The 24395-nt window shown below is 53.7% G+C and carries 18 protein-coding genes; 11 read left to right on the top strand and 7 right to left on the bottom strand.

Going from position 1 to position 24395, the window contains the following annotated elements:
- The first annotated feature begins 206 nt into the window (after positions 1–206).
- The 8 genes from V2P20_RS05295 (at position 207) to V2P20_RS05260 (ending at position 14743) form a co-directional block, all read left to right on the top strand.
- Positions 207–2801 (top strand): DUF2309 domain-containing protein, encoded by a 2595-nt coding sequence (locus V2P20_RS05295; protein ID WP_331816842.1) that lies wholly within the window; start codon positions 207–209, stop codon positions 2799–2801.
- Complete coding sequence (locus V2P20_RS05290) at positions 2798–4744, top strand: proton-conducting transporter membrane subunit (protein WP_331816841.1); 1947 nt, start codon at positions 2798–2800, stop codon at positions 4742–4744. Before V2P20_RS05295 ends, V2P20_RS05290 begins: the two co-directional genes overlap by 4 nt.
- A gap of 279 nt (positions 4745–5023) precedes the next feature.
- A complete protein-coding gene (locus V2P20_RS05285; protein ID WP_331816840.1) occupies positions 5024–5950 on the top strand; it encodes a YfdX family protein in 927 nt (308 codons plus the stop codon).
- Between the two features lie 95 nt (positions 5951–6045).
- Positions 6046–8589, top strand: a complete 2544-nt coding sequence (gene mgtA / locus V2P20_RS05280) for a magnesium-translocating P-type ATPase (RefSeq protein WP_331816838.1) — start codon at positions 6046–6048, stop codon at positions 8587–8589.
- Between the two features lie 165 nt (positions 8590–8754).
- Positions 8755–10185, top strand: coding sequence for a TolC family protein (locus V2P20_RS05275; RefSeq protein WP_331816836.1), 1431 nt, complete (start codon positions 8755–8757; stop codon positions 10183–10185).
- Positions 10172–11323, top strand: a complete 1152-nt coding sequence (locus tag V2P20_RS05270; protein ID WP_331816834.1) for an efflux RND transporter periplasmic adaptor subunit — start codon at positions 10172–10174, stop codon at positions 11321–11323. Before V2P20_RS05275 ends, V2P20_RS05270 begins: the two co-directional genes overlap by 14 nt.
- Before the next feature lie 15 nt (positions 11324–11338).
- Entirely contained in the window at positions 11339–14407 is a 3069-nt protein-coding gene (locus tag V2P20_RS05265) for a CusA/CzcA family heavy metal efflux RND transporter (protein ID WP_331816832.1), read from the top strand.
- A 9-nt stretch (positions 14408–14416) separates the two neighbouring features.
- Positions 14417–14743 (top strand): P-II family nitrogen regulator, encoded by a 327-nt coding sequence (locus V2P20_RS05260; RefSeq protein WP_331816830.1) that lies wholly within the window; start codon positions 14417–14419, stop codon positions 14741–14743.
- 89 nt (positions 14744–14832) lie between these two features.
- On the opposite strand, the gene V2P20_RS05255 is transcribed toward V2P20_RS05260, so the two are convergent.
- The 3 genes from V2P20_RS05255 to V2P20_RS05245 all read right to left on the bottom strand — a co-directional run bounded on the left by V2P20_RS05255 (position 14833) and on the right by V2P20_RS05245 (position 17136).
- Positions 14833–15384: a hypothetical protein gene (locus V2P20_RS05255; RefSeq protein WP_331816828.1), complete on the bottom strand. Its 552-nt coding sequence runs from the start codon at positions 15382–15384 to the stop codon at positions 14833–14835.
- 75 nt (positions 15385–15459) lie between these two features.
- On the bottom strand, positions 15460–16164 hold the full coding sequence (locus V2P20_RS05250; RefSeq protein ID WP_331816826.1) for a VTT domain-containing protein: 705 nt from the start codon (positions 16162–16164) through the stop codon (positions 15460–15462).
- 21 nt (positions 16165–16185) lie between these two features.
- Positions 16186–17136, bottom strand: coding sequence for an LOG family protein (locus V2P20_RS05245; RefSeq protein WP_331816824.1), 951 nt, complete (start codon positions 17134–17136; stop codon positions 16186–16188).
- A 307-nt stretch (positions 17137–17443) separates the two neighbouring features.
- Between V2P20_RS05245 and V2P20_RS05240 the strand changes: the two genes are divergently transcribed.
- A complete protein-coding gene (locus V2P20_RS05240) occupies positions 17444–17878 on the top strand; it encodes a heme-binding protein (protein ID WP_331816822.1) in 435 nt (144 codons plus the stop codon).
- A 51-nt stretch (positions 17879–17929) separates the two neighbouring features.
- Here V2P20_RS05240 and V2P20_RS05235 read toward each other — a convergent pair whose 3' ends face one another.
- From V2P20_RS05235 to V2P20_RS05225, 3 genes are all read right to left on the bottom strand, one after another.
- The gene (locus V2P20_RS05235) at positions 17930–19210 is read right to left on the bottom strand and encodes a hypothetical protein (RefSeq protein WP_331816820.1); all 1281 of its coding nucleotides are present in this window, start codon (positions 19208–19210) and stop codon (positions 17930–17932) included.
- Positions 19211–19303: 93 nt separating this feature from the next.
- Positions 19304–20317 carry a Gfo/Idh/MocA family oxidoreductase gene (locus V2P20_RS05230; RefSeq protein WP_331816818.1) on the bottom strand — a complete coding sequence of 338 codons (1014 nt, stop codon included), beginning with the start codon at positions 20315–20317 and terminating at the stop codon, positions 19304–19306.
- Between the two features lie 396 nt (positions 20318–20713).
- Positions 20714–21082, bottom strand: a complete 369-nt coding sequence (locus V2P20_RS05225) for an exosortase system-associated protein, TIGR04073 family (protein WP_331816816.1) — start codon at positions 21080–21082, stop codon at positions 20714–20716.
- 601 nt (positions 21083–21683) lie between these two features.
- On the opposite strand from V2P20_RS05225, the gene V2P20_RS05220 reads away from it, so the two are divergent.
- Both V2P20_RS05220 and V2P20_RS05215 read left to right on the top strand, forming a co-directional pair.
- A complete protein-coding gene (locus V2P20_RS05220; protein ID WP_331816814.1) occupies positions 21684–22136 on the top strand; it encodes a hypothetical protein in 453 nt (150 codons plus the stop codon).
- Between the two features lie 22 nt (positions 22137–22158).
- Positions 22159–22386 (top strand): hypothetical protein, encoded by a 228-nt coding sequence (locus V2P20_RS05215; protein ID WP_036254306.1) that lies wholly within the window; start codon positions 22159–22161, stop codon positions 22384–22386.
- A gap of 215 nt (positions 22387–22601) precedes the next feature.
- On the opposite strand, the gene V2P20_RS05210 is transcribed toward V2P20_RS05215, so the two are convergent.
- On the bottom strand, positions 22602–24203 hold the full coding sequence (locus V2P20_RS05210; RefSeq protein WP_331816807.1) for a tetratricopeptide repeat protein: 1602 nt from the start codon (positions 24201–24203) through the stop codon (positions 22602–22604).
- Between the last annotated feature and the right edge of the window lie 192 nt (positions 24204–24395).

Below are 24395 nucleotides of genomic sequence, written 5' to 3'. Positions count from 1 at the left end.
TTCCTATACCGCCACGAGAAATCGGAGACAATAACAAGTCTTTGATTTAATACATTTTTTAAGGCCAAGGTATTAAAAAGAAACACATTGGCACAGTTAATGTATCCCTTTAAGTCATCAGTTTTCATGACTCCGTTTTATAAGGCATCGGTTTTCTACCGCAAGCCTATCTTTTTGAATCCATCCTATCGAGGTGAAAAAGCAATATGGCTTATCGTGAACATCACTCTTTAATGGAAAGCACCTATGAAACGAATGGCCTTCATAAATTCGATCTGGATGCCGTTATCGATCATATCGCGCACTGGCTGCCTACCCAGGGGCCGCTCAAAGATTTTATTCACCACAATACCCTGCATGCCGTTCAGCATCTGCCTTTTCACGAAGGCGTGGCGATAGCGGCGAAAATCTTCGGCGCACGCAGCTATCTTCCACTGGAAGATTATCAGCAACTGCATCGGCGCGGCCGGATCAAGGATTTCGCCATTGATTGGGCGCTTGCCCATTCCGGCTGCGCCAAACACAAGCAAGAGCAGCTGCGCGCCAGCTTGTTCGTAAAAGATGATGCCAGTCATTATCCGCCGCTATCGCTGGCCAATAATGGCATTCGCACGACCTGGCTGACCCGTATCGAAGTCGGACTGAACGTATTGGCGCATCCGGTTCTGTTTCGCCTGTTGGGCAATTTCCTGGATCAAGGCATCAGCCGCTGGAGCCTGCCGAAAGATGAAGAAAATTTCTGGGATTGCGTACTGCGGCTGGCGCAGAACAGTTTCCTGCCGCTTTATCCCTTGAATGAGCCCGTGGTGCGTGAGTTGCTGTCTGAGGACATGGACCAGGTCATTCGGGTTTGTCTGGAAAAAATAGTCGGCGATGAACAGCTCTACGAACAGTATCTGCTGGAAATGCTCCTGGCCCATCCGGGCTGGGCCGGCATGGTGCGCATCATCGAGCAGAATCCGCGGGCGCTGCTTGCCCGCCGGAACATTTCGCTCAAGCAGATGATCGCGGTGGAACTGGCTATCGAACTGGCCTTGCTGCATAAGAAAAAAGGCCCCAATTTTTCTAATGTGGCCTCTGTGCCTCATTCAGAGTCTATTCCGCTGCTCAAGAACGGCGCATTGAAACCGAAAATCCCGTTGCAGTTGAGAATCTGGCACGAAGCCATGGAATGGTCGCTGCACAGCGAATTACTGCTTGGGTTACAGGCGAACGCTGCAGCGCCGGCCGCCAAACCCGCGCCTGAAGTGCAAGCGCTATTCTGCCTCGATGACCGCGAGTGTTCGTTAAGGCGTTATCTGGAAGAAATCGATCCGGCCATCGAAACTTTTGGCGCGGCCGGCTTTTTCGGCATCGATTTTCTGTACCAGGGACTGGACGATGCTTATCCGGTGGCGCAATGCCCCAACATCATTACCCCCAAGCATTTGATCAAGGAATCAGGCAGCAAGTCGAAAGCGGACAGCAAGCCCAAGGCCGACGATCTGGCCAACCTGCATTTCTCGGCCCATTCCTTGTTCAGGGGCTGGCTTTATACCCAAACCCTGGGCATCGGTTATGCCGCACGCATGGCCTGGAACGTCTTCCGGCCGGGCTCGAAACTGCCGGGCATCAGGACCTTGAGCGAGGTCGAGTCGCACTCCCATCTGCATTTAGTGAGGGAATCCGATGAACCGACCGAAGACGGTTACTTGCTGGGATTTTCTTTTACGGAAATGGCGGACCGCGTAGGCAAGCTGCTGAGCAATATCGGCCTGACCCAAAATTTCGCGCCGCTGGTGGTCATCGTCGCGCACGGCTCCAGCAGCGTCAATAACCCGCACTTCGCCGCGTATGATTGCGGCGCCTGTTCCGGCAAGCCGGGCGCGCCCAATGCCCGCGCCTTCGCCTGGATGGCCAATAATGAATCCGTGCGCGCCATCCTGCGCGAACGCGGCATCGCTATTCCGGATGCGGCCCGGTTCGTGGCGGCCCTGCACAATACCAGCCGCGATGAAATCACCTATTTCGACAAGCATTTGCTGGAACAGCATCCGGCGCCCAGCCTGCCTGCCTTCCAGCAAACCATGGAAAAGGCCCTGCAGCGCAATGCGCGTGAGCGCTGCCGCTGGTTCGAGCTGAGCCCGCAATCGCATTCCCATGAAGATGCGCACGAGCATGTGATGGAACGCGCTTCATCGATATTCGAACCGCGCCCGGAATACAATCATTCCAATAATCTTTACTGCATCGTCGGCAGAAGAGCGTTGACGCGGGGCCTGTTCCTAGACCGGCGCGCCTTCCTGCATTCCTATGATCCCGGCACCGATGCGGAAGGCGACATTCTGGTCCAGATTCTGTCCGCCGTTTTCCCGGTCTGCGGCGGCATCAATCTGGAGTATCTGTTCTCGCGCGTCGATAACTCGGCCTACGGCGCAGGCACCAAACTGCCCCACAACGTGATCGGCTTGCTCGGCGTCGCCAACGGCGTCGAGGGCGATCTGCGCACCGGCTTGCCGTCACAAATGATTGAAGTGCACGAACCGGCGCGCTTATTGATCGTCGTCGAACAAAGCCCCGATATACTGGACAAGGCGTTTGCCAAAATCAGCTCACTCAGAGACTGGGTCGATAATGACTGGGTGCGTCTGGTTGCCTGCCAGCCCGACAGCCAGGATTTCTTCCTGTATGCCGCAACCGGCTGGGAAAAGGTCGAACTGCCGGCGGACTGCCAGGTACCTAAGGCAGCGCACTCGGAAGAAATCATCGTGGGCCAGACACAAACAATCCCTGTTCATCAATTAGTCCGGAGGCACGCATGAACGGATTACTCGTCATCAGCCAATTCATACCCTTGCTGGGATTTTTATTGATTTTCCTGTCCGACAGGCATGAACAGAAAATCGCCAAAATCAGCTTCTGGTGCAGCCACGCGCTGGGCCTCAGCATTGCGGCCCTGTTGCTCCTGTGGGCCCATGCCGGTTTCCCGAATCATGAATATGAGTGGCTTACGCTTTATGAAGCCGACGATTACCGGTTCCCGGTTTTGTTCTATCTGGATAAGGTCAGCGCTGTCTACCTGTTTTGCGCGTGGGCGATTTTTTCGGTCATCGTCAAATACTGCCGTGTCTATCTGCATCGCGAAGCCGGCTACAAGCGCTTCTTCCTGACCATATTCGGCTTTCTGTTCGGGCTCAATATGGTCATTCTGTCCGGCTCCATCGACATGCTCTTTGCCGGCTGGGAAATCGTCGGCATCGCCTCGTTCCTGCTGATCGCCTTCTACCGGCATCGCGTCCAGCCCGTGCGCAATGCGTTACGGGCCTACACCGTTTACCGGTTTTGCGATATCGGCCTGCTGCTGGGGGCCTGGATGAGCCACATGCTGTTCCATGAAAGCCAGCGTTTCAGCCAATTAGCGACCTTGTTCGAAAACCCTGCCATGCCGCCTGCCGGATACGCCGCGTTGCTGTTGCTGTCGTTCTTGATCCTGATCGCGGCATCGGGCAAATCCGCGCAGTTTCCGTTCTGCTTTTGGCTGCCGCGGGCCATGGAAGGGCCGACGCCTTCCAGCGCCATTTTCTACGGCGCATTATCGGTACATTTAGGCGTCTTCTTATTGCTGCGCACCACGCCGATCTGGACCTACCATTATTTCACCCGCTTTATCGTGTTCGCCATCGGTTTGCTGACGGTCGTCGTGGCCAGTCTCTCCGAAAAAACGCAATCGAACATCAAAGGCCAGATCGCTTACGCCTCGATTACCCAGGTGGGCTTCATGTTTATGGAGCTGGCGCTCGGCCTTGAAACGCTGGTACTGATCCATTTTCTGGGCAATGCCTTTTTACGCAGCTATCAATTGCTGGTCTCGCCTTCCATCGTCGCTCATTTACTGCGCGTAGAAGGCTCGGCCGATACCGGTTTTTATATCACCAACAGTTCAAGGTTCCGGTCTCTGCCGGCTTCGCTCCGCAATACCTTGCCGGAAGTCCTGCAGAACACGCTTTATGTGTTCTCGCTGCAGGAAGGCAATCTGGAACTCTTGGTACGCGATGCGCTTTGGGAACCTTTAAAACGCATAGGCGCTGCGCTCAATGCCATGAATCCTTGGCTCAAGCTCCTCAATGCCATCGGTTTTTTCGCCCTGGTTCTGCTCATCATCGAAGGACTCGGCACCAGCACCCAGTATCTGGCCATCCCGATATCGATCTTTATGGTGTTTGCCTCATTGAGCGCCTTCAGCCAGAAGCACAGCCCTTTCAAGGTCTGGAATGCAGTCGGCTTGAGTTCGATTCTGGCGGGCGTGGCGGTCTGGTTTTTAAATCCCGCCGCCTCGTCCGATATTTTGCTCTTTGCCAGCGGCATCGTCCCGGCCTGGATTTTGGGGCTGATCGTTTTAGCCAGACTGCTTAAGCATGAGAATTTTGCCGACTCACCTTTTGCCTACCGCGCCATGGCGGAAACGCAGCCGAAGCTTGCCTTGCTCTTGTTTTTGAGTTTCTTAGGGCTGGTCGGTTTTCCGATTTCACCGGCATTCCTTGGCGAGGACTTGCTGCTTTCCCACGCCAGCAGTCATGGCCCGTGGTTTGCGCTGCCTATCACTATCGCGTTCGTGATCAACGGCATCGCGGCCGCGCGCGTTTATCAAAGATTGTGCATGGGCCGACCTGCTGAACTGAATGTTGTGGTGGAAGAAACGGGCGCCGAAGCAGTCCAATCGGTTCAAGCATCGAACGTTTTACGTCCTAAAGACAGTCCCGTTTAAGGTCATAGGCGATATTCATGGACAGAATGAGCACTTCAATCCTGTGTTCTGCCTTTAACTAGCTTTGCCGCCGGTCAGTAGCGCTGACCGGCGTGGCGAGTGCCCACGCTGCGAGGCAAATGCCTGTCGCCCGGTATCAATAAACTTAAACGGCAAATCATGAATCGAGGTTTTATCTATAAAGATTCACCCTGTGTTTCAAGACTTACCGAAAACCTGTTGTTCAGCCAATTGGCTATTAATTAGATATTTATGCACCAATAATAAGAGGGGAAAACCATGAAAAAACAAAAACTAAAAAAATCAGCCGCTGCCGCAACCATTGCCTTAGCCGTATCGATGGGATCTGCCGTGAACGTTTCAGCGGCAACTGCCGCCACGCTTCCAGGTTCTCCCTCAACACCTGAATCCAAAGAATCTCTTGAAACAAAACGCAATCAACTTGCAGAAAGGCAACAAAAAGCACCCATCGAGGCGCTGGAAGCTATCGCAGGCACTCAGAATGCCCTGATTGCCTTGCAAAATAACGATACCGGCAAAGCCATGGCCGTGTTGCAGGACGTCTCGGGCAAACTCGATGTTCTGCTGGCCAAATATCCCGGTTTGACCTTGATACCGGCCAATATCGAAGCGGATGTCGATGATTTTGACGGCGATCCTAAAGAAGTTGACAAGATAGTCGATGAAGCCGATCGATTGCTGAGGGACCACAAGGTCCAGGACGCCCGTAGCATCCTGTCCGATCTCGTTAGCGAAATGCGCATCACCACCACAAGCATTCCGCTCGGCACATTTCCTGCGGCTATCAAGGACGCCGTCAAACTGATCGATCAAGGCAAAAAGGATGAGGCGGAAGACGCGCTGTACGATGTTCTCAACCTCCTGGTCAAAACTGTCGAAATCATTCCATTACCCGTGCTTAAAGCCGAAGCGTTGGTGACGGCGGCATCGGAGCTGGAACATAAGAGCGATTTGACTCAAGAAGCCAGCCGAAGTGAAATCCTGAAACTGACCGATGCGGCCAAGGAAAAACTGAAGCTTGCCGAAATTCTGGGTTATGGCGATAAAGCCGATTATAAACAGCTTTATGAGGCTATCGACGGCATAAAAGACGTCATCCATTCCGAAAAATCGGCTGCCTTCTGGGATAAGATCAAAAACTCACTCTCAACGCTCAAAAATAAGATCATGCACCCAGGCAAATAAACTAAAGCTTGCCTCCTTCAATCTTAATTCAACAAGGAGGAAGCCATCTTATAAGATGGCATGACTGGATTTCAGCCACCACAATAGAAAGCATAATGACCAAGCTCCCACCGTTTACAGCCATCAAAAAAAACCTCCCCTTCTGGACTGTTGCCGCTGAACAGCACCTGGAACGGCTGCAAACGACGCTGCAAGGCTTGAGCCATGAACAAGCCGCAGAACGATTGAAACGTTACGGCGCCAATCGATTAAACGGCAAGAAAAAAACCGGTTCCTGGCGCCTGTTTCTGTCCCAGTTCAAAAGTTCCATTATCCTGATTTTACTGTTTGCCACCGGTCTATCTTTTTTTCTGCATGACAGGATCGATGCCCTCATCATCCTGACTATCGTCTTGATCAGCGGCGTCCTGGGATTCTGGCAGGAAAAAGGCGCGGCCGATGCCGTGGAGAAACTGCTCGCGCTGGTGCAGGTCAAGGCAACGGTGCTGCGCGGTGGCACCTTATCGGAAATTGCCGTTGAAGCGCTGGTTCCGGGCGATATCGTCGTCCTGAAAGCCGGCGACATCATTCCGGCCGACTGCCTGCTGCTGGCCGCCGATCATCTGTTCATCGATGAAGCCATTCTGACCGGTGAAAGCTATCCGGTCGAAAAATCAACCGGCCTCGTTGCCGCCGAGGCACCGCTCAGCCAGCGCAGCAATGCCTTGTGGATGGGAACGCATGTGCAAAGCGGTGAAGCCAAAGCCCTAGTCATCGCTACCGGACAAGCGACAGAATTCGGCAAGCTGTCCGGGCGCATCGAGCTCAAGGCGCCTGAAACCGATTTTGAACGCGGCGTCAGACAGTTCGGCTACCTGTTGATGGAGGTGACGTTAATCCTGGTCATCATGATCTTTGCCGTAAACGTTTATCTGCATAAACCGGTGATCGATTCCTTTCTGTTCGCGCTGGCGTTGGCGGTGGGACTGACGCCGCAATTACTTCCGGCGGTAATCAGCGTCAATCTGGCGCATGGCGCCAAACGCATGGCCGAGGAGAAAGTCATTGTCAAACGCCTGGCTTCCATCGAGAACTTCGGCAGCATGAATGTCTTGTGTTCCGATAAGACCGGCACCCTGACCGAAGGTAAAGTCCGCCTGAAGGGCGCCCTGGATTTAAACGGCAACCCCAGCGTCAAAGTATCGCGTTATGCTTATCTGAATGCCTTTTATGAGACAGGCTTCAACAATTCCATTGACGAGGCAATCCGGAATTTTTGTGCATTCGAGGTCAAGGATTGCCGCAAATTGGCCGAGATTCCTTATGATTTCCATCGCAAGCGATTGAGCATACTGGTTTCGGATTCAGGCATGAATGTTTTGATCAGCAAAGGCGCACTCACTAACGTATTGGATGCCTGTACCTATGCTGAAAACAGAGACGGTACGCTGATCGATATCAAACAGGTCCGCGCCCATATTCAAAAACGCTATGAAACATTCAGCGCTCAGGGCCTGCGCACTTTGGGTGTCGCTTATAAACCTATGCTGGAAGAAACCGAACTGGGCAAAGACGATGAGCAGGATATGCGTTTCCTGGGCTTTCTCACCCTGTTCGATCCGCCTAAGGCCCATTGCGCTCAAACCATTGTACAGCTCAGGCAGCTGGGCGTTACGCTTAAAATCATCACGGGCGATAACCGCTTGGTTGCCGACGCAGTCAGTCAGCAGTTAGGGCTGTCCAATTCCAAAATTCTGACCGGCCCCGAAATCGATCAAATGAGCGGCAGAGCGCTGATGAATCAAGTCGCTGAGGTGAATGTCTTCGCCGAAGTCGAACCCAACCAGAAGGAGCGCATTATCATCGCCTTGAAAAAAGCCGGGTTTGTGGTCGGTTATATGGGCGACGGCATCAACGATGTGTCCGCGCTGCATGCGGCCGATGTCGGCATTTCGGTCGACAGCGCGGCCGACGTCGCCAAGGAAACCGCACAGATCGTGCTGCTGGAAAAGAATCTGGACGTGCTGCTCGAAGGCATCAAGGAGGGCCGCATCACCTTTGCCAACACCCTGAAATATGTATTCATGGCGACCAGCGCCAATTTCGGCAACATGTTCAGCATGGCCGGCGCGTCGCTGTTTCTGCCTTTTCTGCCGTTATTGCCCAAGCAGATCCTGCTGACTAACCTGCTGACCGATTTCCCGGAAATGACCATCGCTTCCGACCATGTGGACGCCGAAATGGTCACTCAACCCCGGCGCTGGGATATTCAGTTCATCCGCAAGTTCATGATCACTTTCGGCATCGTCAGTTCGGTATTCGATTACCTGACCTTCGGCCTGCTCTTGTGGCTGCAAGTGCCTGTCGAGCAATTCCGCAGCGGCTGGTTTCTGGAATCGGTAATTTCGGCGGCGTTGATCGTTTTCGTCGTGCGCAGCAAAAAGTCCATTTTTAAAAGCCGGCCGGGCAAATATCTGGTGCTCGCCACCTTCACGATTGTCGCTTTGACTGTGGCCCTGCCCTATACGCCGTTAGCCATGCCGATCAGCTTTCAGCCACTGCCGCCATCGGTTCTGGGCCTGCTGGGCATAATCATTGTGCTCTACATAATCACGGCGGAATGTGTGAAACGACTTTTTTATCAGCGGGTTAAGTTATGACACGACCTGATTTGGATAAAACAAGAGCGGACAGGCCAGAGAAATATATCTGCCGACAGGAATGATCTGGGAATTGCACGGGATGAGTTGCATCTAAGTCAATACAATCGACTCGAGGATTTCGCCTATGCCAGCAGCACGTACAACCTTGTCGGGATGTATCAAATGAAACCGGGAAGCCTGATCACGAGGCGTCTCCGGTCCAAGGCAATGGGCTGGGTAAAAACGATGACGGCCGGGCTGCTGGCCGGGCTATTGGCTTTCGGCCCGGCTCACGCCCAAGATGTACCCTTGTCGGTTGATGAAGCGCTGGCGCTTTTTTACCAGCGCAACCTGGACTTGATCGCCGCGCAATACAATATCGACCAGTCCCGCGCAGAAGAGATTATCGCGGGAACGATACCGAATCCGGTGATCAGTATTCAGATTTCGGAAATCAGCAGCAATCCCAACATGGGCGCCAATGCCAGAGGGTGCAGCCATGACCCCAATGTTTCCTGCGGACCCGCGGAGATCATTTCCTTCAGCCAATTGATCGAAGTGGCCGGCAAGCGCGGCTTGCGCATGCAAAGCAGCGGACTCGCCACGCAAGCGGCGGAAAGCGATTTGCGCGATGCGGTCCGCGTCTTCAGCAATATGGTTCGGGATGCTTATTACGATTTGCTGCTGGCCCAGAAAAACGTCTGGCTGGCCCAGGAAATCGTCAATCACTACCAGGCAATCTCGGAAGCCAATGACCTGCGGCTGAAAAGCGGCGATATTGCTGAATCAGACTATTTACGGGTCAAAATGGAGGCGCTGCGCGCCCAATCCGATCTGGATGTTGCACAAACCGCGGTGGAACAGGCACAGGCGGCTTTAGCGGTGATCCTGCGCTGGCCGGACAAAAGCCTGCAGTTTACGGCCAAGGAATCGTGGCCGGAAATCAAGGACATCGGTCAGGGACTGCCGAAAGACGCGCTAATCGACAAGGCCCTGCAGCAACGGCCCGATCTGCAAGCCGATAAACAGCGGGCCGAACAGGCCGACAAGGAATTGGAACTGGCGCGCCGGCTCAAATATCCCGACGTGACGGTAAACGCCGGCTATGCCCGCGATCCCAGCAATAACGTCCTTAATTCCGCCTTTGTTGGCATCAGCGTTCCTGTGCCGCTGTTTTATCAATATCAGGGTGAAGCAAGCAAAGCCGCAGTCAATTTGAACCAATCGCATCTGGCGGTCGAACAGACCGAACTCGGCATCCGCAACGATGTGGTCAGCGCTGAGGCGGCCTGGAAAAGCGCCGACAAAATCGTGCAGCGTTTTAATGGCGGTTTGCTTGACGACGCCCGCAGCGTCAGGGACAGCTCGGAACTGGCTTTTAAGAAAGGCGCGACCGGCGTGCTGGATCTGATCGAAGCGCAACGCAGCTATAAAAGTGTCATGCGCGACTATTACGCCGCGATGATCAATCGCACCAATGCCTACTATGACCTTGCCAAAGCGCTAGGCATTGAACTGACAAACGATAAAAACATCGCGGCCAGCCATGCTGGCGATAGTCGAAAGCCGCTATCCATCTCTTACCCGGACGGAAAGACCCATGAGCACCGGTAACAAGCCTCATCGTTTTCCGGTCTGTCTGCTGCTGATAGCGGCGCTGTTAACGGCTTGTTCGGAAACATCGGATAACAGTCAATCCAAACCGCAGGCCTCCAAAGTGCCAGGCCAAGTCTTTCTGGCAACCGATTCGCCGAAAAAATCCTATATTAAAATCAGCACGCTCAGCCTTTCTCGCCCCCCCATCCTGGAACCTCTGGCCGGCAAGATCACCTACAATGAAAGCATCACTTCGCGGATCAGTTCGCCGGTGGCCGGCCGTGTCATAGCCAATCCCATTGCGCTGGGCACCTGGGTGCAAACCGGCACGACCTTGCTGGAATTAAATAGTCCGGAAGTTGCTAGTGCGGTATCCGACTATGACAAAGCCCAGGCTGAACTCACCCTGGCCCGGCATACCTTCAACCGCCAGAAGGAACTTTACGCCGGCAAAGTCATTTCCCGCAAAGAACTGGAGCAGGCCGAAGATGGTTTAATCGAAGCGCGCAGCGAAATCGAGCGCACCCGGAACCGCCTGAAAAATCTCCATCTCTCCCCGGAACAGAACGATGGCCGTTTCGCCTTGCGCGCGCCTGTCTCGGGCGTGGTGGTGGAACGCAACGTCACGCCGGGCCAGGAAGTGCGCCCGGACCTGGACAAACCTTTGTTTGTAGTCTCCGACATCAAAAGCCTGACCGTGATCATGGACGTTTTTGAGATCAATCTCGCCAAGATCAAAAAAGGGCAAAGGTTGAGCGTCGAGGTACCGGCCTACCCGGGCGAACATTTTCCGGCCACTGTGCAATATATCGGCCAGGTGCTGAATGAGACTACCCGCAGCGTCCAGGTGCGTTGCGAGCTGGCCAATCCGGATGGCCGCCTGTTGCCCGGCATGTACGCCACGATCAATGTAGAAAGCGAGCCTGGTGCACGGGCCATCGTCGTTCCTTTGACAGCGGTGTTTACCGAAGATGAAGCCGACTTTGTTTTCGTCGCGCTCGATGAAAACCATTATCAGCAACGCCCTGTCAAGCTGGGCCTGCGCCTCAAGGACAGAGCCGTCATCAGCCAGGGACTGCAAGCCGGCGACAAGCTGGTCACGGAAGGCGCGCTGGTGCTGCGCGCGGAGGAAGATGCCAACGATGCCAATCATTAGCCCGGCATTGCCAACATGATCGCCCGCATTATCGCCTTTTGCCTGCAGCAACGGCTGATGGTTATCGGAGTGACGATAGCGATTGCCATTTCCGGCATTGTTGCCTTTGAAAAACTGCCGGTGCAGGCTTTCCCGGATGTGCAGAACGTGTTTGTGCAGGTCGTGACCCAATACCCCGGCCAGGCCCCGGAGGAAGTGGAAAAGCTGATCTCGCTGCCCATCGAGCGCGTGATGAACGGCTTGCCGCATCTGCTCAATATGCGCTCGGTGTCCATTTTCGGGCTGTCGGTCGTCACCTTGACCTTCGACGACAGCGCCGAAGACTACTTCTCCAGGCAGCAGGTATTGGAACGCCTGCACAGCGCCGATCTTCCCGCCGATGCCCGGCCCGAACTCGGCCCGCTTTCAACCGGCGTCGGCGAAATCTACCGCTATGTGATCGATGCCAGGCATCTGCCGCTGATCGAACAGCGCGCGCTGCAGGACTGGGTCATAGAACCCCGCTTGCGCACGGTACAAGGCGTGGCCGATGTGGTGTCCTACGGCGGCGGCGTCAAGGAGTACAAGGTCGAGGTCAAGCCGGACCGCCTGAGAAATTACCGCCTCAGCCTCAATCAGATATACGATGCCATTGCCGCCAACAACACCAATACCGGCGGCGGTTATATCGAAGAAGGCGACGAGGCGCTGGTCGTCAGGGGCGTCGGCCTGCTGAAATCGGCCGATGAAATCGGCGAAATCGTGATCACCAGCTACGATGGCGTGCCGGTGCGCGTCAAGGACATCGCCGATATCAGCATTGGTCCGCAGCCCCGAACCGGCATCGTCGCCATGAACCAGCGCGACGATATCGTCGAAGGCATCGTGCTGCTGATCAAAGGCAGCGATGCTATCAATGTCCTGAACGGCGTCAAAGAAAAAATCGCGGAGCTCAACGACTTCGGCCTGCCGCCCGGCGTCAAGATCACGCCGATTTACGACCGCACCGAATTAGTCGGCCATACCGTGCACACGGTTGAACACAACATGGTCGAAGGGGCCGTGCTGATCCTGATTATTCTGCTGGTGTTCCTGCGCCGCTTCGTGGCGGCGTTTGTGATAACGCTGATCATCCCCTTGTCGCTGTTGTTTGCGTTTATCCTGGTCGACCTCGCCGATATTTCCGCCAATCTGATTTCACTGGGCGCCATCGATTTCGGCATTATCGTGGACAGCGCCGTGGTGCTGGTGGAGGCGGTCATGGTGCAGATAACGCTGGATTTGCAGCATCAGGCCGATATCCACCATTTACGCCAGTCCCTGCTCAATACAGCCAGCGAAATGGGCCGGCCGATTCTGTTTTCCAAGGCCATCATTATTATCGCTTTTCTGCCGATTTTTACCTTTCAGCGCGTGGAGGAGAAGATTTTCTCGCCTATGGCCTACACCCTCAGCTTCGCGCTGGTGGCATCGATGCTGTTCAGCCTGACTTTCATACCGGCCATGCTGACCTATTTGCTGGGCCCCAGGATTGCCGAGCGCCATAATCCGCTGGTACACGCCATGGAGCGGCGTTACCGCCAACTGTTGGAATGGGTGCTTAAGCATGCCCGTGCCGTATTCGTATCGGCGGTGGTCGCTCTGGTGCTGAGTTTCATGTCGCTGCGCCTGATCGGCACAGAGTTCATGCCCAAACTCGACGAAGGCAACATCTGGCTGACCATTACCCTGCCGACATCCATATCGCTGACCACGGCCAAGAACATAGAACGCGAGGTGCGTGAAAAGCTGGAAACCTTCAGTGAAGCTAACATGGTATTGACCCAGTTGGGCCGCCCGGAAGATGGCACTGACCCCAAGGGCTACAATAATCTTGAAGTATTGATGGATCTCAATCCCAAACAAACCTGGCGCTATTCCAAAAAAGATGAGCTGGTTCAAGCCATGGACAAGGAATTATCGATTTTTCCGGGCATTCAAACCAACTTTTCCCAGGTTATTCAGGATAACGTAGAAGAAGCGATCTCCGGCGTAAAAGGCGAAATTGCCATCAAAGTCTTCGGCAGCGACTTGAAGGTCCTGCAGGAAAAAGGCAACCAGATCACCCGCATTCTGGCTTCCATCCGCGGCGCTACCGATGTCGCCGCCGAACAGCAAGCCGGTCTGGCGCAAGTGATCGTCGACATCGACCGCGCCAAAATTTCCCGCTATGGCATCAATATTGCCGATGTCGAGCGTTTGCTGGAGATCGGCTTGGGCGGCAAGGCGGCGTCACAGTTTCTGGAAGGCGAACGGCGTTTCGATATCAATTTGCGTTACGAAGAAAACGCCCGCAACTCAATCGCCGGCCTGGAAAGTCTGACAGTGCAGGCGCCTGGAGGCCAGCGCATTTCGCTCTCGCAGCTGGCCGCCATCAAGGTCAATCAGGGCGCATCCAGAATCAGCCGCGAGGGAAGCATGCGCAGAATCGCCATCAAGTGCAATCTGATCAACCGCGATCAGGGCAGCTTTGTCGCCGAAGCCCAGCGAAAAGTCGCCGCCCAGGTCGAGCTGCCGCCCGGCTATCACATCGTCTGGAGCGGCCAGTTCGAGAACCAGCAACGGGCGATGAAACGTCTGGCGGTCATCGTCCCTATCAGCCTGGGGCTGATTTTCGTGCTGCTGTTCTGGGCCTTTCTATCGGTAAAAAACGCCGCCTTGATCGTGATGAATGTGCCGTTCGCGATGATCGGCGGCCTATTGATCCTGCTGGCTACCGGCATCAATCTCAGCGTTTCCGCCGCCGTAGGCTTTATCGCCCTGTTTGGCATCGCCGTACAAAACGGCGTGATTCTGGTTTCGCAGCTCAATAAACTGCGGCGGGAAGGCCAGCCGCTGCATGATGCGATCGTCAACGGCTCGGTCAGCCGGCTCAGGCCGGTGGTCATGACCGCGCTGATGGCGATGCTGGGCCTGTTTCCGGCGGCGCTATCCACCAGCGTAGGCTCGGAAACGGCCAAACCGTTTGCGGTTGTGATTATCGGCGGCCTGATCACTGCCACGCTGCTGACGCTGACATTGCTGCCCGCGTTATACCGCTATTTTGCCGAAGCCGAAGAATCCTAAGGAATAGCCATGAAAGAAATACGTGCTTACATTCAACCTCACAAACTTAGTCAAGTAACGGTAGCGTTAATGGATATTCCCGGCTTTCCAGGCCTATCCGTCATGGATTGCGAAGGGTTCGGCCGCGAACGCATGCAACACATTCAAGATTACAGTCCGTTTCTGCCTAAGAAGCGGCTTGAGATCTTCGCCCCCGATCACTTGGTGGAGATCATCTTTCAAACCATCATGCGGGTGGCCCACAGCGGCCACCACGGCGACGGCAAGGTTTACATTATCGATACGCTGGAAGGCGGGCGCATCAGTAGCGGCGAAAGGCAGGCCGATCTGGGATAAAAGAGGCCCAAGGCCAGTGCATCTTATTGCATCGGCGCCAGGAAACGCATTCCACCTGATATGCCAGGCCCAGCAGGACTTACAATATTTTATTGAATTGGCGTGTTCAAATTGCTCTTATCACCGATATATAAGGCAGTCTGCCAATATTCGTCTTTGAAATAACGAAGTGAAACAACAGTCTTGGAGCCTTCTTTACTGAATCGGGTGTGTTTGCCCCCGGAAGTGGTCGGATTTTTATGACGCGTCCATTGCGGCCCAAGGCACTGTTCCAGGATGCCTTCAGCTTTATGAAAGTCGGCTTGCGCATCTTTCTCGTCATCCGCTTTCCACTCGCAATAGTAATTATCCAAGCCATTGCTCCATTCCCAGACCTGACAGATATCGGCATTAGGGAATATCATCGTTGCATCCCAAATGGTCATTCTTCTGGTGAAACGCTTATTTTCCTTATAACCGGCAAACTCGCTGGGATGGGCCGCTATCAATTTGTTCACCTCAGCACAAGCCTTTGCTTCCGACATAACCTCCCGTTTAGGCTCCGCTGTAGAACATGACGTTAAAAAGAACGCAACCGCGCCGGTCAAAGTTAAAAGTATCAATTGCATAAATCGGAATGAACTGGGTAACTTTAACTTCATTGTCGTCTCCTTGAATGATTGAAGTTTTTACTCGACCTGGATTTATAAAGTCGGGTAACAGTTGGTTGGATCATCTTATTGCGTTACTTTATCCTGGAAGTTATCGACATGCAGATCCTTAAGCGCTTTACCGGCTAATTTCGAAACGTAAAAAACTATCCCCAAGGTGAACAATAATCCGACGGCCAGTAACGGATACGGCAACGCCGGCTGCGTTGAAGAACCGCTGATCCAGCCGGCTATATGTTTGGTCGTATAGCCGATATAGACCAGCGTCAGATTGTAGATAAATATGCCGCTGGTTGCCGTCAGATAAGGCCAGAACCGGACCGGCGCAATGGCAAAGGCGTAACTGAGCATTGCAAACGGCAGCGGCGTCAGCCGCAGTAAAAACATCAGCTTGAAGGCCTGATTGGCCAAGGCGGCATTAAGCGCGGCAAACTTTTCGCTTTTTGCGAGGAAACGGGCCGCCTTTTGCCTGAATAAATAACGGCCCAGCACAAAGATCAGCGATGCCGCGAGATAAGTGGCAATAATGATGCAAAACATGCCTTCGCCGATGGGAAATAGCAACCCCGCGGCAAAGCAGAGCGCATCCACAGACACGATCAAAGGCGTCAAGACTATGAATAAACCGATGAAGCCCAGCGGCGCCCAAGGCCCCAGATTTTGCACCCAATGCTCAATATCCGGAAGATGCAGTTCCAACTCATGCCCGATCAGGATCAAAAGCGCGGCAATCGGCGCCAGAGGCAGTAATCTTCGGGCTAGAAGGCTCATTTTTCTCATCATAAAGCGTATTTAAAACAGCGGAATGCCGTTGACCTTATGCCAGTCGAGGATGCCCTGCCAGATTTCTTCAGCCGTCTCGGCATACCAGAATAATTCCCGATCTTCGGGATCGACCACGCCTTCATCGATTAAAAAATCGATATTGAAAGCCTGTCTCCAGTACGCCTCGGAGACCAGAATCACTGGCACCTGCTGGATCTTGCGGGTTTGCATCAGTGTCAGCGTTTCAAACAGTTCGTCAAACGTGCCATAGCCGCCCGGAAATACGACTAATGCCTTGGCCCGCAATAAAAAATGCAATTTGCGTATGGCAAAGTAATGAAACTGAAAACAAAGATCGGGCGTGATGTAAGGGTTTGGATATTGCTCATAGGGCAGATGAATGTTCAGCCCAACCGTTTTGGCGCCGACGTCGAAAGCGCCGCGATTGGAGGCTTCCATCATGCCCGGCCCGCCGCCGGTCATAATGACGCAGCTGCAATCGGAAGGCCCTTCTCCGGATTCGCCGACCAGACGACCAAACTCGCGAGCGACATTGTAAAAACCGCTTTTGGCGTAAATGCGTTCAGCGATGGCCAGTTTTTTTTGCAAATCCACATCGTCCGGCCTGTTTTCCAATACGGCCCGCAACGCTTCGACTTTCCGCTTTGCGCCGCCGGGTTCCTTGATGCGGGTGCCGCCGAACACAACAATGGTATGTTTGATTTTATTTTCCTGAAGCAGCCTTTCCGCTTTTAAAAAATCGACCTGCAGCCGGAAAAAGCGCAGATCATCCTGATAGAGGAACTCGAGATCGTGATCGGCCGGGCGATAACTGGGGCTGGCGAGAATTTTTTTAAGCCGTTGCGGTGCTTCCGGATCTTCCTCGGCCGGTTTGGGCAATTCCCAGGGCAAAGGCTCCGATCTTGGGATGGTGCTTGGCTTTAAAGCAGGTGCATCGGTTTTTACGTGATTAGCCATATGGTCTCTTCCATTTTTATTAACGTTAAACGCTCAAGCCATTCTCGATTAAACAATAGCCTGGATAACCAAATAATGCGTTGATGCCGTCCCCGAATAACGGCGCACCCCGGATACAAATACTTAGTGCCTTTTCTGACTGTTTTATTCCGGATAAGGCTCACAGAAAATACGCAAGCCTACGGAGGCAGCTTTAGCCGACTGTTCAGACGAAAACCTGAGCCTTGACCCACTAAGTATTTGCCCGTCTTGTTCTGATCGCTTTTGCCATGCTACGTTTGCTTGAAAAACCCCGGAGGGCCAGACCATGCACGTAACCTATGAACAGGCGGAAATGGCGATAGCGGCGGCCATTGAGGAAGCCACGAGGATTAGCACCCAGATGTGTATTGCAATAGTGGACTCGGGCGCCGATCTGAAGGCGTTCGTGAGAATGAACAATGCCTGGGTCGGCAGCGTGGATATCGCCATCAAAAAGGCCAAGACGGCCTGTTTCTTCGGCATGAATACCGGGCAGATCGGCGAGCTGTCGCAGCCGGGCGGCAAGCTTTACGGCATTGAGCACTCGAACAACGGCCTGATCACTTTTCCCGGCGGCATCCCCATCGTCGACGAGGATGGCGTGCTGATCGGCGCAATCGGCGTCAGCGGCAGTACGGTGGAAAACGACCATCAGGTCGCCAAGGCCGGGGTTGAGGTCATTGGCCTTACCGATCTGCCGGCGCACCCGTGGCGGACTTGAATTCAGGATAACGGCAAGGTGGGCGCAAAGACCGGCGCCCACCCTGTTCAACTAGGCTTGCAACCGCTCCAGACGCTCAGCCATTCTGGCAGACACCATTGCCTCATGATGGCGCCTGAGCACTGAATCAGTCGGACGCTCCGGCAGCTCGGACTCAATTTCGGCCTGAAGATGGGTCAGGAAGTGCCGTCTGAGCACGGAATCTTCCGGTATGCTCATTTTATGCGGGACATGAACGCGAACTTCCTCGCGAACGACCGCCAGTGATGGTTGCACTCTGGCTTCTGGCTGGCTGCTTTGAACAACGGGCTGACTACTTGCCGGCGCTGCAACTGCGCTTGCCTGCGGCGCAGGCGCTTCTTCGCCGCCTGCCTGAGCCGATGGCCAGCCCAGCGCCACTCTTATCATGGTTTCATAATGCCGGCGCAGGGTGGAATCGGTCGGGTAGGGATTGGTCAGTGCCTCGCGCTCGGCCTGCAAATGCGCCAAATAATGCCGTCTGAGCACGGAATCCTCAGGCAGCCAGTCTTCTTTCGCCGACTCTGCCTCGGCGTGCACCTCATCGTAAGTTGCCACCGAAGAGGATTCGCGCTCCGATTCGATTTCCTCCTGCAGGCTTGCAATGGCGGCCTGACCGCTGGCGGCATCCGTGAGCCTGCTTTCCTCCGGCGTCGGCACATTTTCTTCGCGCGCCTGTATCGATGGGCCGTCCAGCTGGATTTTCACCATGGCGTCATAATGCCGGCGCAAGGTGGAATCGGTCGGGTAGGGATTGGTCAGCGCCTCGCGCTCGGCCTGCAAATGCGTCAGATAGTGCCGTCTGAGCACGGAATCCTCCGGGAGCCAGTCTGCCGGCAGTTCTTCGCGAGCGGTTGCCGGTGCCGGTTTCGGGGCTTCGGCAACCTTGGCTGCTTCCGCAACAGTGGCAGGCATTTCCTCATGAACAGGGGCTGGAGCCGGCTCTGCCTTCGGCGCTTCGGCTATTCTGGCTGTTTCCGCACCAACCGCGGAAGCCGTCTCGCGCACGGCGACTGGAACAGGCTCTGCTTTCTGTTCCTCGGCGGCATGATAGCGTCTGTCATCGATACCGGAATCACGTCTGTCAACGGAAGGCTGGGCACTATCTGAAACCTGGAAACTGCTTTCCGCCTGCACGTTGAGCGCATCCTTCCGGCTTGCCGCGGCGGCAGGCGCGCTTTCGGGTCTTTTCGGGCTTGGCTTTGCCGCACTGCTTCCGGCCGCCTTTTGTTTGATCAAGTAGCGTTTGACAGCCCAGAATATAAGAATGAGTGCCAGCGCAGCCAATCCGACCACTATATGTAACGTTTGCATAATGTTTACCCTCTCTTAAATTTATCGATTAAACCCGCCATATTTCTTCCACTGAAGCTTGGTTGCCTTTTTTAAACAGACAGGGCTTATTGTTCAAGCCAATGCCACCTTCTGACCCTGAGCGGCGGACTGCAAGGCCGCGACAATTGTCCTGCAATTGATTTTGGCATCGTCGAACGACAGCAGCGGCGGTCTGCCGTTCAGCACGCAATCGCTGAAATGCTCGATTTCCAGCCGAAAATGGTTGGCCGCCGGCAGGCGCTCTTCGCATTGCTGCCCATCTTCGGTCCACCAGGAAAGCACCGGCACATCGCCGGGCAGCTGCCAGACCGTATGGCATTTAACGCCGCCTTTCGTGCCGATCACCTCGTATTCGCACCGGCGCGCCCTTTCAAAGCTGAAATCGACATGAGCGAATCTGCCATCGCCGAAATCCATGATGCCGCTGGTCGTAATATCCGCCCCGCTTTCGACATACCTGGCCATGGCCGTTACCGCCAGCGGCGCATGATCGAAAAACAGCCGCGCGGAATGAATCGCGTAACAACCGATATCCCACATGGCGCCGCCTCCGCGCCCGACGCTTTCGGCCAGCCGGTACATGCGCGCGGGCCGCATCATGAACGAATAGCTGGCGCGCACTGACCGGATCTCGCCGATGAGGCCCGAGCGGATCAGTTCCAGCACCCGCACATGCTGCGGATGAAAGCGGTACATGAAGCCTTCCATGACCGTGACATTGCGACGATGCGCCGCGGCTTCGATGGCTTCGATATCAGCCACCGTCAACGCCATCGGCTTCTCGCACAGCACATGCTTGCCCTGTTCGATAGCGCGCAGCGCCCATTCCGCATGCTCGTGATTCGCCATGGGCAGATAAACGGCCTGAATGTCGGGATTCTGAAGTAGCTCATCCAGGTCATCATACGCATGAACGCCCTGCTGTTGCGGCGCATACTGCACCAATGTCTGCGCCGCCGCGCCGGGCCGCCGGCTGGCTATCGCGATCAGTTCGGAGTTATGCGCTTCCACAATGGCGGGCAACAGCCGCTCATTGACGCGCGCCGCGCCTAAAATGCCCCACCGTAATTTCGGATTGTTGCTCATTAGAATCACCTTTGTTTACCGTTTGGATATGCATTATAGCCACCTGAGCTAAGTTCACAAATCCGGCGTTTTGAATGGGTGCCTGTAACGGGAGTTTGTCAGTACTATAACGCCATCTGAACGTTAGAAATGCGCGTTGGGCACATAAGGAAACAAAGCAATAGCCGAGGAATTTTTTGGAAAAACGAGGATTTGCGGATCTGAAATCTCGAAAAAACTTTCCTGATAAAACGTCCGCGCGGAACACGAAACTAAAACAGTGGTAAGCGGTGCGTTTCCTTTGAAACCGCGTTGGCCGGATTCCCGCAAAGCTTCAGCTTAGATTATAGACTGGGTGCGGGAAACGGGGATGGAAGGAAAAAATCTCCCCGAACTAGCGGGGAGATAAAACGACTATTATTCGAAAGTACCGCCGTAGGTCGTGGTTTGGTCGAAGTCGGACCAGACATATTTAGGCTCGGCCATGCTCTTGGTCGGGATCGGGCTGGTGAGTACGTCAAATACGCCCGATGCGGTTCTGCCTAATGTATGCAAAGTACCGTATATCAGTCCGCCGGTCGCTCCGACGATTGGATTGGTATCTTTGCTCATATTGACAATATTTTTGGGGACTTCTCCAATTCCGGTAAAAAGATTGGCAGACCCTGTTAAAAACTTATCGCCCACTTGGTCAAAATAGCTTTGTTCATTATCAGCCTGACTGACCGGTGCGTATATACCGACTGCCAAAACCAAAGCCAACCCCATCGGTTTAAATTTATACATAAATATACTCCTTGGTTATTGTTAATATAATATCGAATCGATACCAAGTATAGTGTAATTAATCTGGCCGGTCAAAACTACAGCACGCGATACACCTAAAGAACACTGAACAAGGCGTCGGGTTCTGTTGATACGGCAACCCGCAGGACTTTGATTTTCTGGTTTTTTGCTGAAATTTCAAACTGAACAGCAGCAGGCCAGGCCGGACTTCCGCCAAGCTACCCGCCCAGCCCGGCAGGGCACGCGCTGAGTACCTTTTGGATTTAATTCATCTGAATATTTTGAAAAATGGTAGGCGGTGCGTACCCTGCTTCTTGAATTAGCGCATTTAACCAAAAACGATCATATATAATTTTATTGATGAGTTATACTTTGAGGTTAGTTTAAAACTGTTTTTATATGATTTGCGCGTTATCTCGTCCAGAAAAACAATGCTCGAAAATTTTTTATTTCTGAGCTTAAGTAAGACCCGGATATGGGATTCGCTTGCTAGACAATGCCAAAAGAAGAAATAGCAACCAATAAGGTTACATTAATCGGAATCATCACTATGACGATTGACCTTCAACTTTCTGATGATATAAAAAATTAGGAGTAATGCATGGAAGAAACGACTGTTGATCTGTTCCGTTCAATACGAATCGAACAATTTCCGCGAGGTGCAATCATCGACGCCCAACCAGCCCCGGAAATCTTATATCCTGACTTTGAACCTCGCCAACTGTCTAACGGAAAAACTCGAAAGAGAGATATCGACTCATTTGCTGACAAGAATGGAGATATGTGGGTTAAAACTGGTGGAGGCACTTCATTATTTGATCGCGCAAAGGTTTTTCAAGGAAAATCTTGGCTATCATTCGAGATACCGAAGGGTACGGTTATTCCAGAATCGCTTGTTGTCCGGTTTACTGGCTATAACAAAATTTTTGATGCGAATCATTACCAAATCGAAAGCAAGGCCAAGATGATGCGAATGGATTCTTTTAAAGGTGCATTAGATAATTTGGCGCGAAATGCCATTGTCAAAGCGATCGAATTAGGTAAGAAAATTTAAACGATTTTTTAGGAGATTTTGCATGATAGAAATTAGCGCATATGCTTTGGAAGCAGCGATACAGGCAGTGGACGAAAAAATATGGGGGCTAAAAGCGGAAATGGAGCAAGCAGCCGAAAGCGGAGACCCTAGCGACCTCGAAGATGAAATCATGGGTTATATGAAAGCGGCAGATTCACTACGGACCAGCTATGAAGAGGCAATCAAGCAACGCTATAGCTTGATGCCATATGAGAAATTGGTTCGCTGAAAAGCCATAGGATGCACTTCGCCTCAGCGCCATTTTATGGCCCCGCTCCAGCCTTGTTGCACCTCCTTCGTTCAATCGTCAGTCCGGTAGGGTACGCACAGCGTATCTTCTGGATTTAATTCATCTGGATATTTTCAAAAATGGTACGCAGTGCGTACCCTGCTACCTGAATTAGCCGCCCATGCCGGGCCTCCGCCAAAGCCCCAACCCGCAAGCTACGGGGCAGGCTTAACGTCAAAAGCCACGCAGACCCGCTCCTGGTCGGACTGGAAAGGCAGGGTGTGGTGGAACAGGGATGAAGGAAACAGCACCAGATCGCCCACCTGCACATCCACTATCTGGCTCGGAAAGTCGTCATGCAGTCTCGGATAATCATCGCCATCGGTGCTGTACGCGAAACTGCCCTCGTGATCGGTGATCCGCTCCGGCAGCTTGAGATAGACGCAGCCGCTGATCCAGCCTTCCTCGTGGATGTGCGAGCCCAGGTATCCGCCTTTCTTCATGCGCAGATACCAGGAGCTGGTAAATTCGATTTCTCGAGGAAAATCCACGATCAGCCGGTCGCTGGTACCTGCGTAATGCTGCCGGTATTCGACGATCTTTTCGCGGATCAAGGCCGCGAGTTGCTGAAAGGATCGCTCGGAGCGCAGCAGTAAATTTCCGGCGGACTGTATGCCGTAATACAGCCGCCCCTGCTTCCTTTCGGCGATGGCCAGATGCTGAATGTCGTGCAGCAGTTCCTGAAGCAGCGGATTATCGGGATCAGTCAATTCATCGATGTGCATATGCCGCACATAGTCCATCGGCGCCGCGCAGAAAGGGTAAGGATTTTCCTGATGAAAATTGCCGGCGTAATGGGTCGATAAGGTTCCAAGCAGAACGGTTGTTGCCCGGGCATCGGCGGTCAGCGCGTCGAAGCGCTGCTTGAACAGCTCGAATTGCCCGGTTTTGTACAAACATTGCAGCGCCCTCTCCTTGCTGTCGGCAAAGTCGGAGGCCTCGAAATAAGGGATGGCATCATTGAGCCGGCCAGCAAGGCACAGATATTCGCCCAGGTTGTATTTGGCCCGATCATGATCAGGCTGAACCTCAATGGCCTTTTTATAGCAGCGGATCGCTTCATCCATCTCGCCGCGGTCGCGCAGCGTTTCGCCGAGCGAGTTCCAGGCATCGGCAAACTGGGGGTCCAGACCGACGGATTCCCGAAACTGCCGGACCGCTTCCTCGTGCTGTCCAAGCCCGTACAGGACCGCCCCGAGGTTAAAATACCCGCGCGCATCAGCATTGAGCGCCAGCGCCCTACGGTAGCATTGCGCCGCTTCTTCAAGCTTGCCCTGCTGCTGCAGGATTGTGCCGAGATTGCCCAGCGCCGCAAAAAAGCCGGGTTCAAGGGCAATCGCCTCTTGATAATGCTGTGCCGCTTCGTTTAACAAGCCCTGACCCTGCAGCAAAGTTCCCAGATTAAAGTGAGCTACCGTCAAAGCCGGCTTGAGCTGCAGCGCTTTACGATAACTGGCTATGGCTTCTTTGACATCATCGAGTTGGGTGAAAAGCACGCCGAGATTGAAATGAATTTCAGCGATACGCGGGTCGATGGCCAGCAGTTTCCGGAAACTGGCCACCGCTTCACGGTACTTGCCCTGGCCTTGCTGGCAAAGCCCGAGTATGTTGTACAGGACGGGCGCTTTGGCATACTTGCTTAGCATCGATCGCGCCGTCGCTTCGGCTTGTTGCAGACGACCGGCCTGAAAGAGCTGGTGCAAGGCCTGCAGTTCGGCAGGAGAGGGTTGTTTTGCTTGCTTCGGCTGCGTTTTCATCGAACATCAACTCAATCGTGGTAACAAATGAGCGGATTCTAGCGCAATGCGGGAGGGCTGTCAGCCGTCTTTATGCACTCGTTTCGGCTATCTCCCGGTCTTTCCGTATCGGGAATCAAAAAGCCAGGATCTGCTTTTAGGATTACGGAAACAGTCTTAAACTTGAAATTAAAACTGGCGTGCGGGCAGGAT

Source organism: Methylobacter sp. Wu1 (assembly GCF_036553575.1).
GTDB lineage: Bacteria > Pseudomonadota > Gammaproteobacteria > Methylococcales > Methylomonadaceae > Methylobacter.
This window is presented reverse-complemented; position numbering and strand designations above follow the sequence as displayed.

What these genes read in the sequence shown, in the direction of transcription:
- V2P20_RS05255 (WP_331816828.1), bottom strand. Translation starts at nt 15,384, where the DNA reads ATGAAGTTAAAGTTACCCAGTTCATTCCGATTTATGCAATTGATACTT.
- V2P20_RS05270 (WP_331816834.1), top strand. Translation starts at nt 10,172, where the DNA reads ATGAGCACCGGTAACAAGCCTCATCGTTTTCCGGTCTGTCTGCTGCTG.
- V2P20_RS05220 (WP_331816814.1), top strand. Translation starts at nt 21,684, where the DNA reads ATGGAAGAAACGACTGTTGATCTGTTCCGTTCAATACGAATCGAACAA.
- V2P20_RS05275 (WP_331816836.1), top strand. Translation starts at nt 8,755, where the DNA reads ATGAAACCGGGAAGCCTGATCACGAGGCGTCTCCGGTCCAAGGCAATG.
- V2P20_RS05240 (WP_331816822.1), top strand. Translation starts at nt 17,444, where the DNA reads ATGCACGTAACCTATGAACAGGCGGAAATGGCGATAGCGGCGGCCATT.
- V2P20_RS05250 (WP_331816826.1), bottom strand. Translation starts at nt 16,164, where the DNA reads ATGAGCCTTCTAGCCCGAAGATTACTGCCTCTGGCGCCGATTGCCGCG.
- V2P20_RS05260 (WP_331816830.1), top strand. Translation starts at nt 14,417, where the DNA reads ATGAAAGAAATACGTGCTTACATTCAACCTCACAAACTTAGTCAAGTA.
- V2P20_RS05295 (WP_331816842.1), top strand. Translation starts at nt 207, where the DNA reads ATGGCTTATCGTGAACATCACTCTTTAATGGAAAGCACCTATGAAACG.
- V2P20_RS05265 (WP_331816832.1), top strand. Translation starts at nt 11,339, where the DNA reads ATGATCGCCCGCATTATCGCCTTTTGCCTGCAGCAACGGCTGATGGTT.
- V2P20_RS05225 (WP_331816816.1), bottom strand. Translation starts at nt 21,082, where the DNA reads ATGTATAAATTTAAACCGATGGGGTTGGCTTTGGTTTTGGCAGTCGGT.
- V2P20_RS05210 (WP_331816807.1), bottom strand. Translation starts at nt 24,203, where the DNA reads ATGAAAACGCAGCCGAAGCAAGCAAAACAACCCTCTCCTGCCGAACTG.
- V2P20_RS05290 (WP_331816841.1), top strand. Translation starts at nt 2,798, where the DNA reads ATGAACGGATTACTCGTCATCAGCCAATTCATACCCTTGCTGGGATTT.
- mgtA (WP_331816838.1), top strand. Translation starts at nt 6,046, where the DNA reads ATGACCAAGCTCCCACCGTTTACAGCCATCAAAAAAAACCTCCCCTTC.
- V2P20_RS05235 (WP_331816820.1), bottom strand. Translation starts at nt 19,210, where the DNA reads ATGCAAACGTTACATATAGTGGTCGGATTGGCTGCGCTGGCACTCATT.
- V2P20_RS05285 (WP_331816840.1), top strand. Translation starts at nt 5,024, where the DNA reads ATGAAAAAACAAAAACTAAAAAAATCAGCCGCTGCCGCAACCATTGCC.
- V2P20_RS05245 (WP_331816824.1), bottom strand. Translation starts at nt 17,136, where the DNA reads ATGGCTAATCACGTAAAAACCGATGCACCTGCTTTAAAGCCAAGCACC.
- V2P20_RS05230 (WP_331816818.1), bottom strand. Translation starts at nt 20,317, where the DNA reads ATGAGCAACAATCCGAAATTACGGTGGGGCATTTTAGGCGCGGCGCGC.
- V2P20_RS05215 (WP_036254306.1), top strand. Translation starts at nt 22,159, where the DNA reads ATGATAGAAATTAGCGCATATGCTTTGGAAGCAGCGATACAGGCAGTG.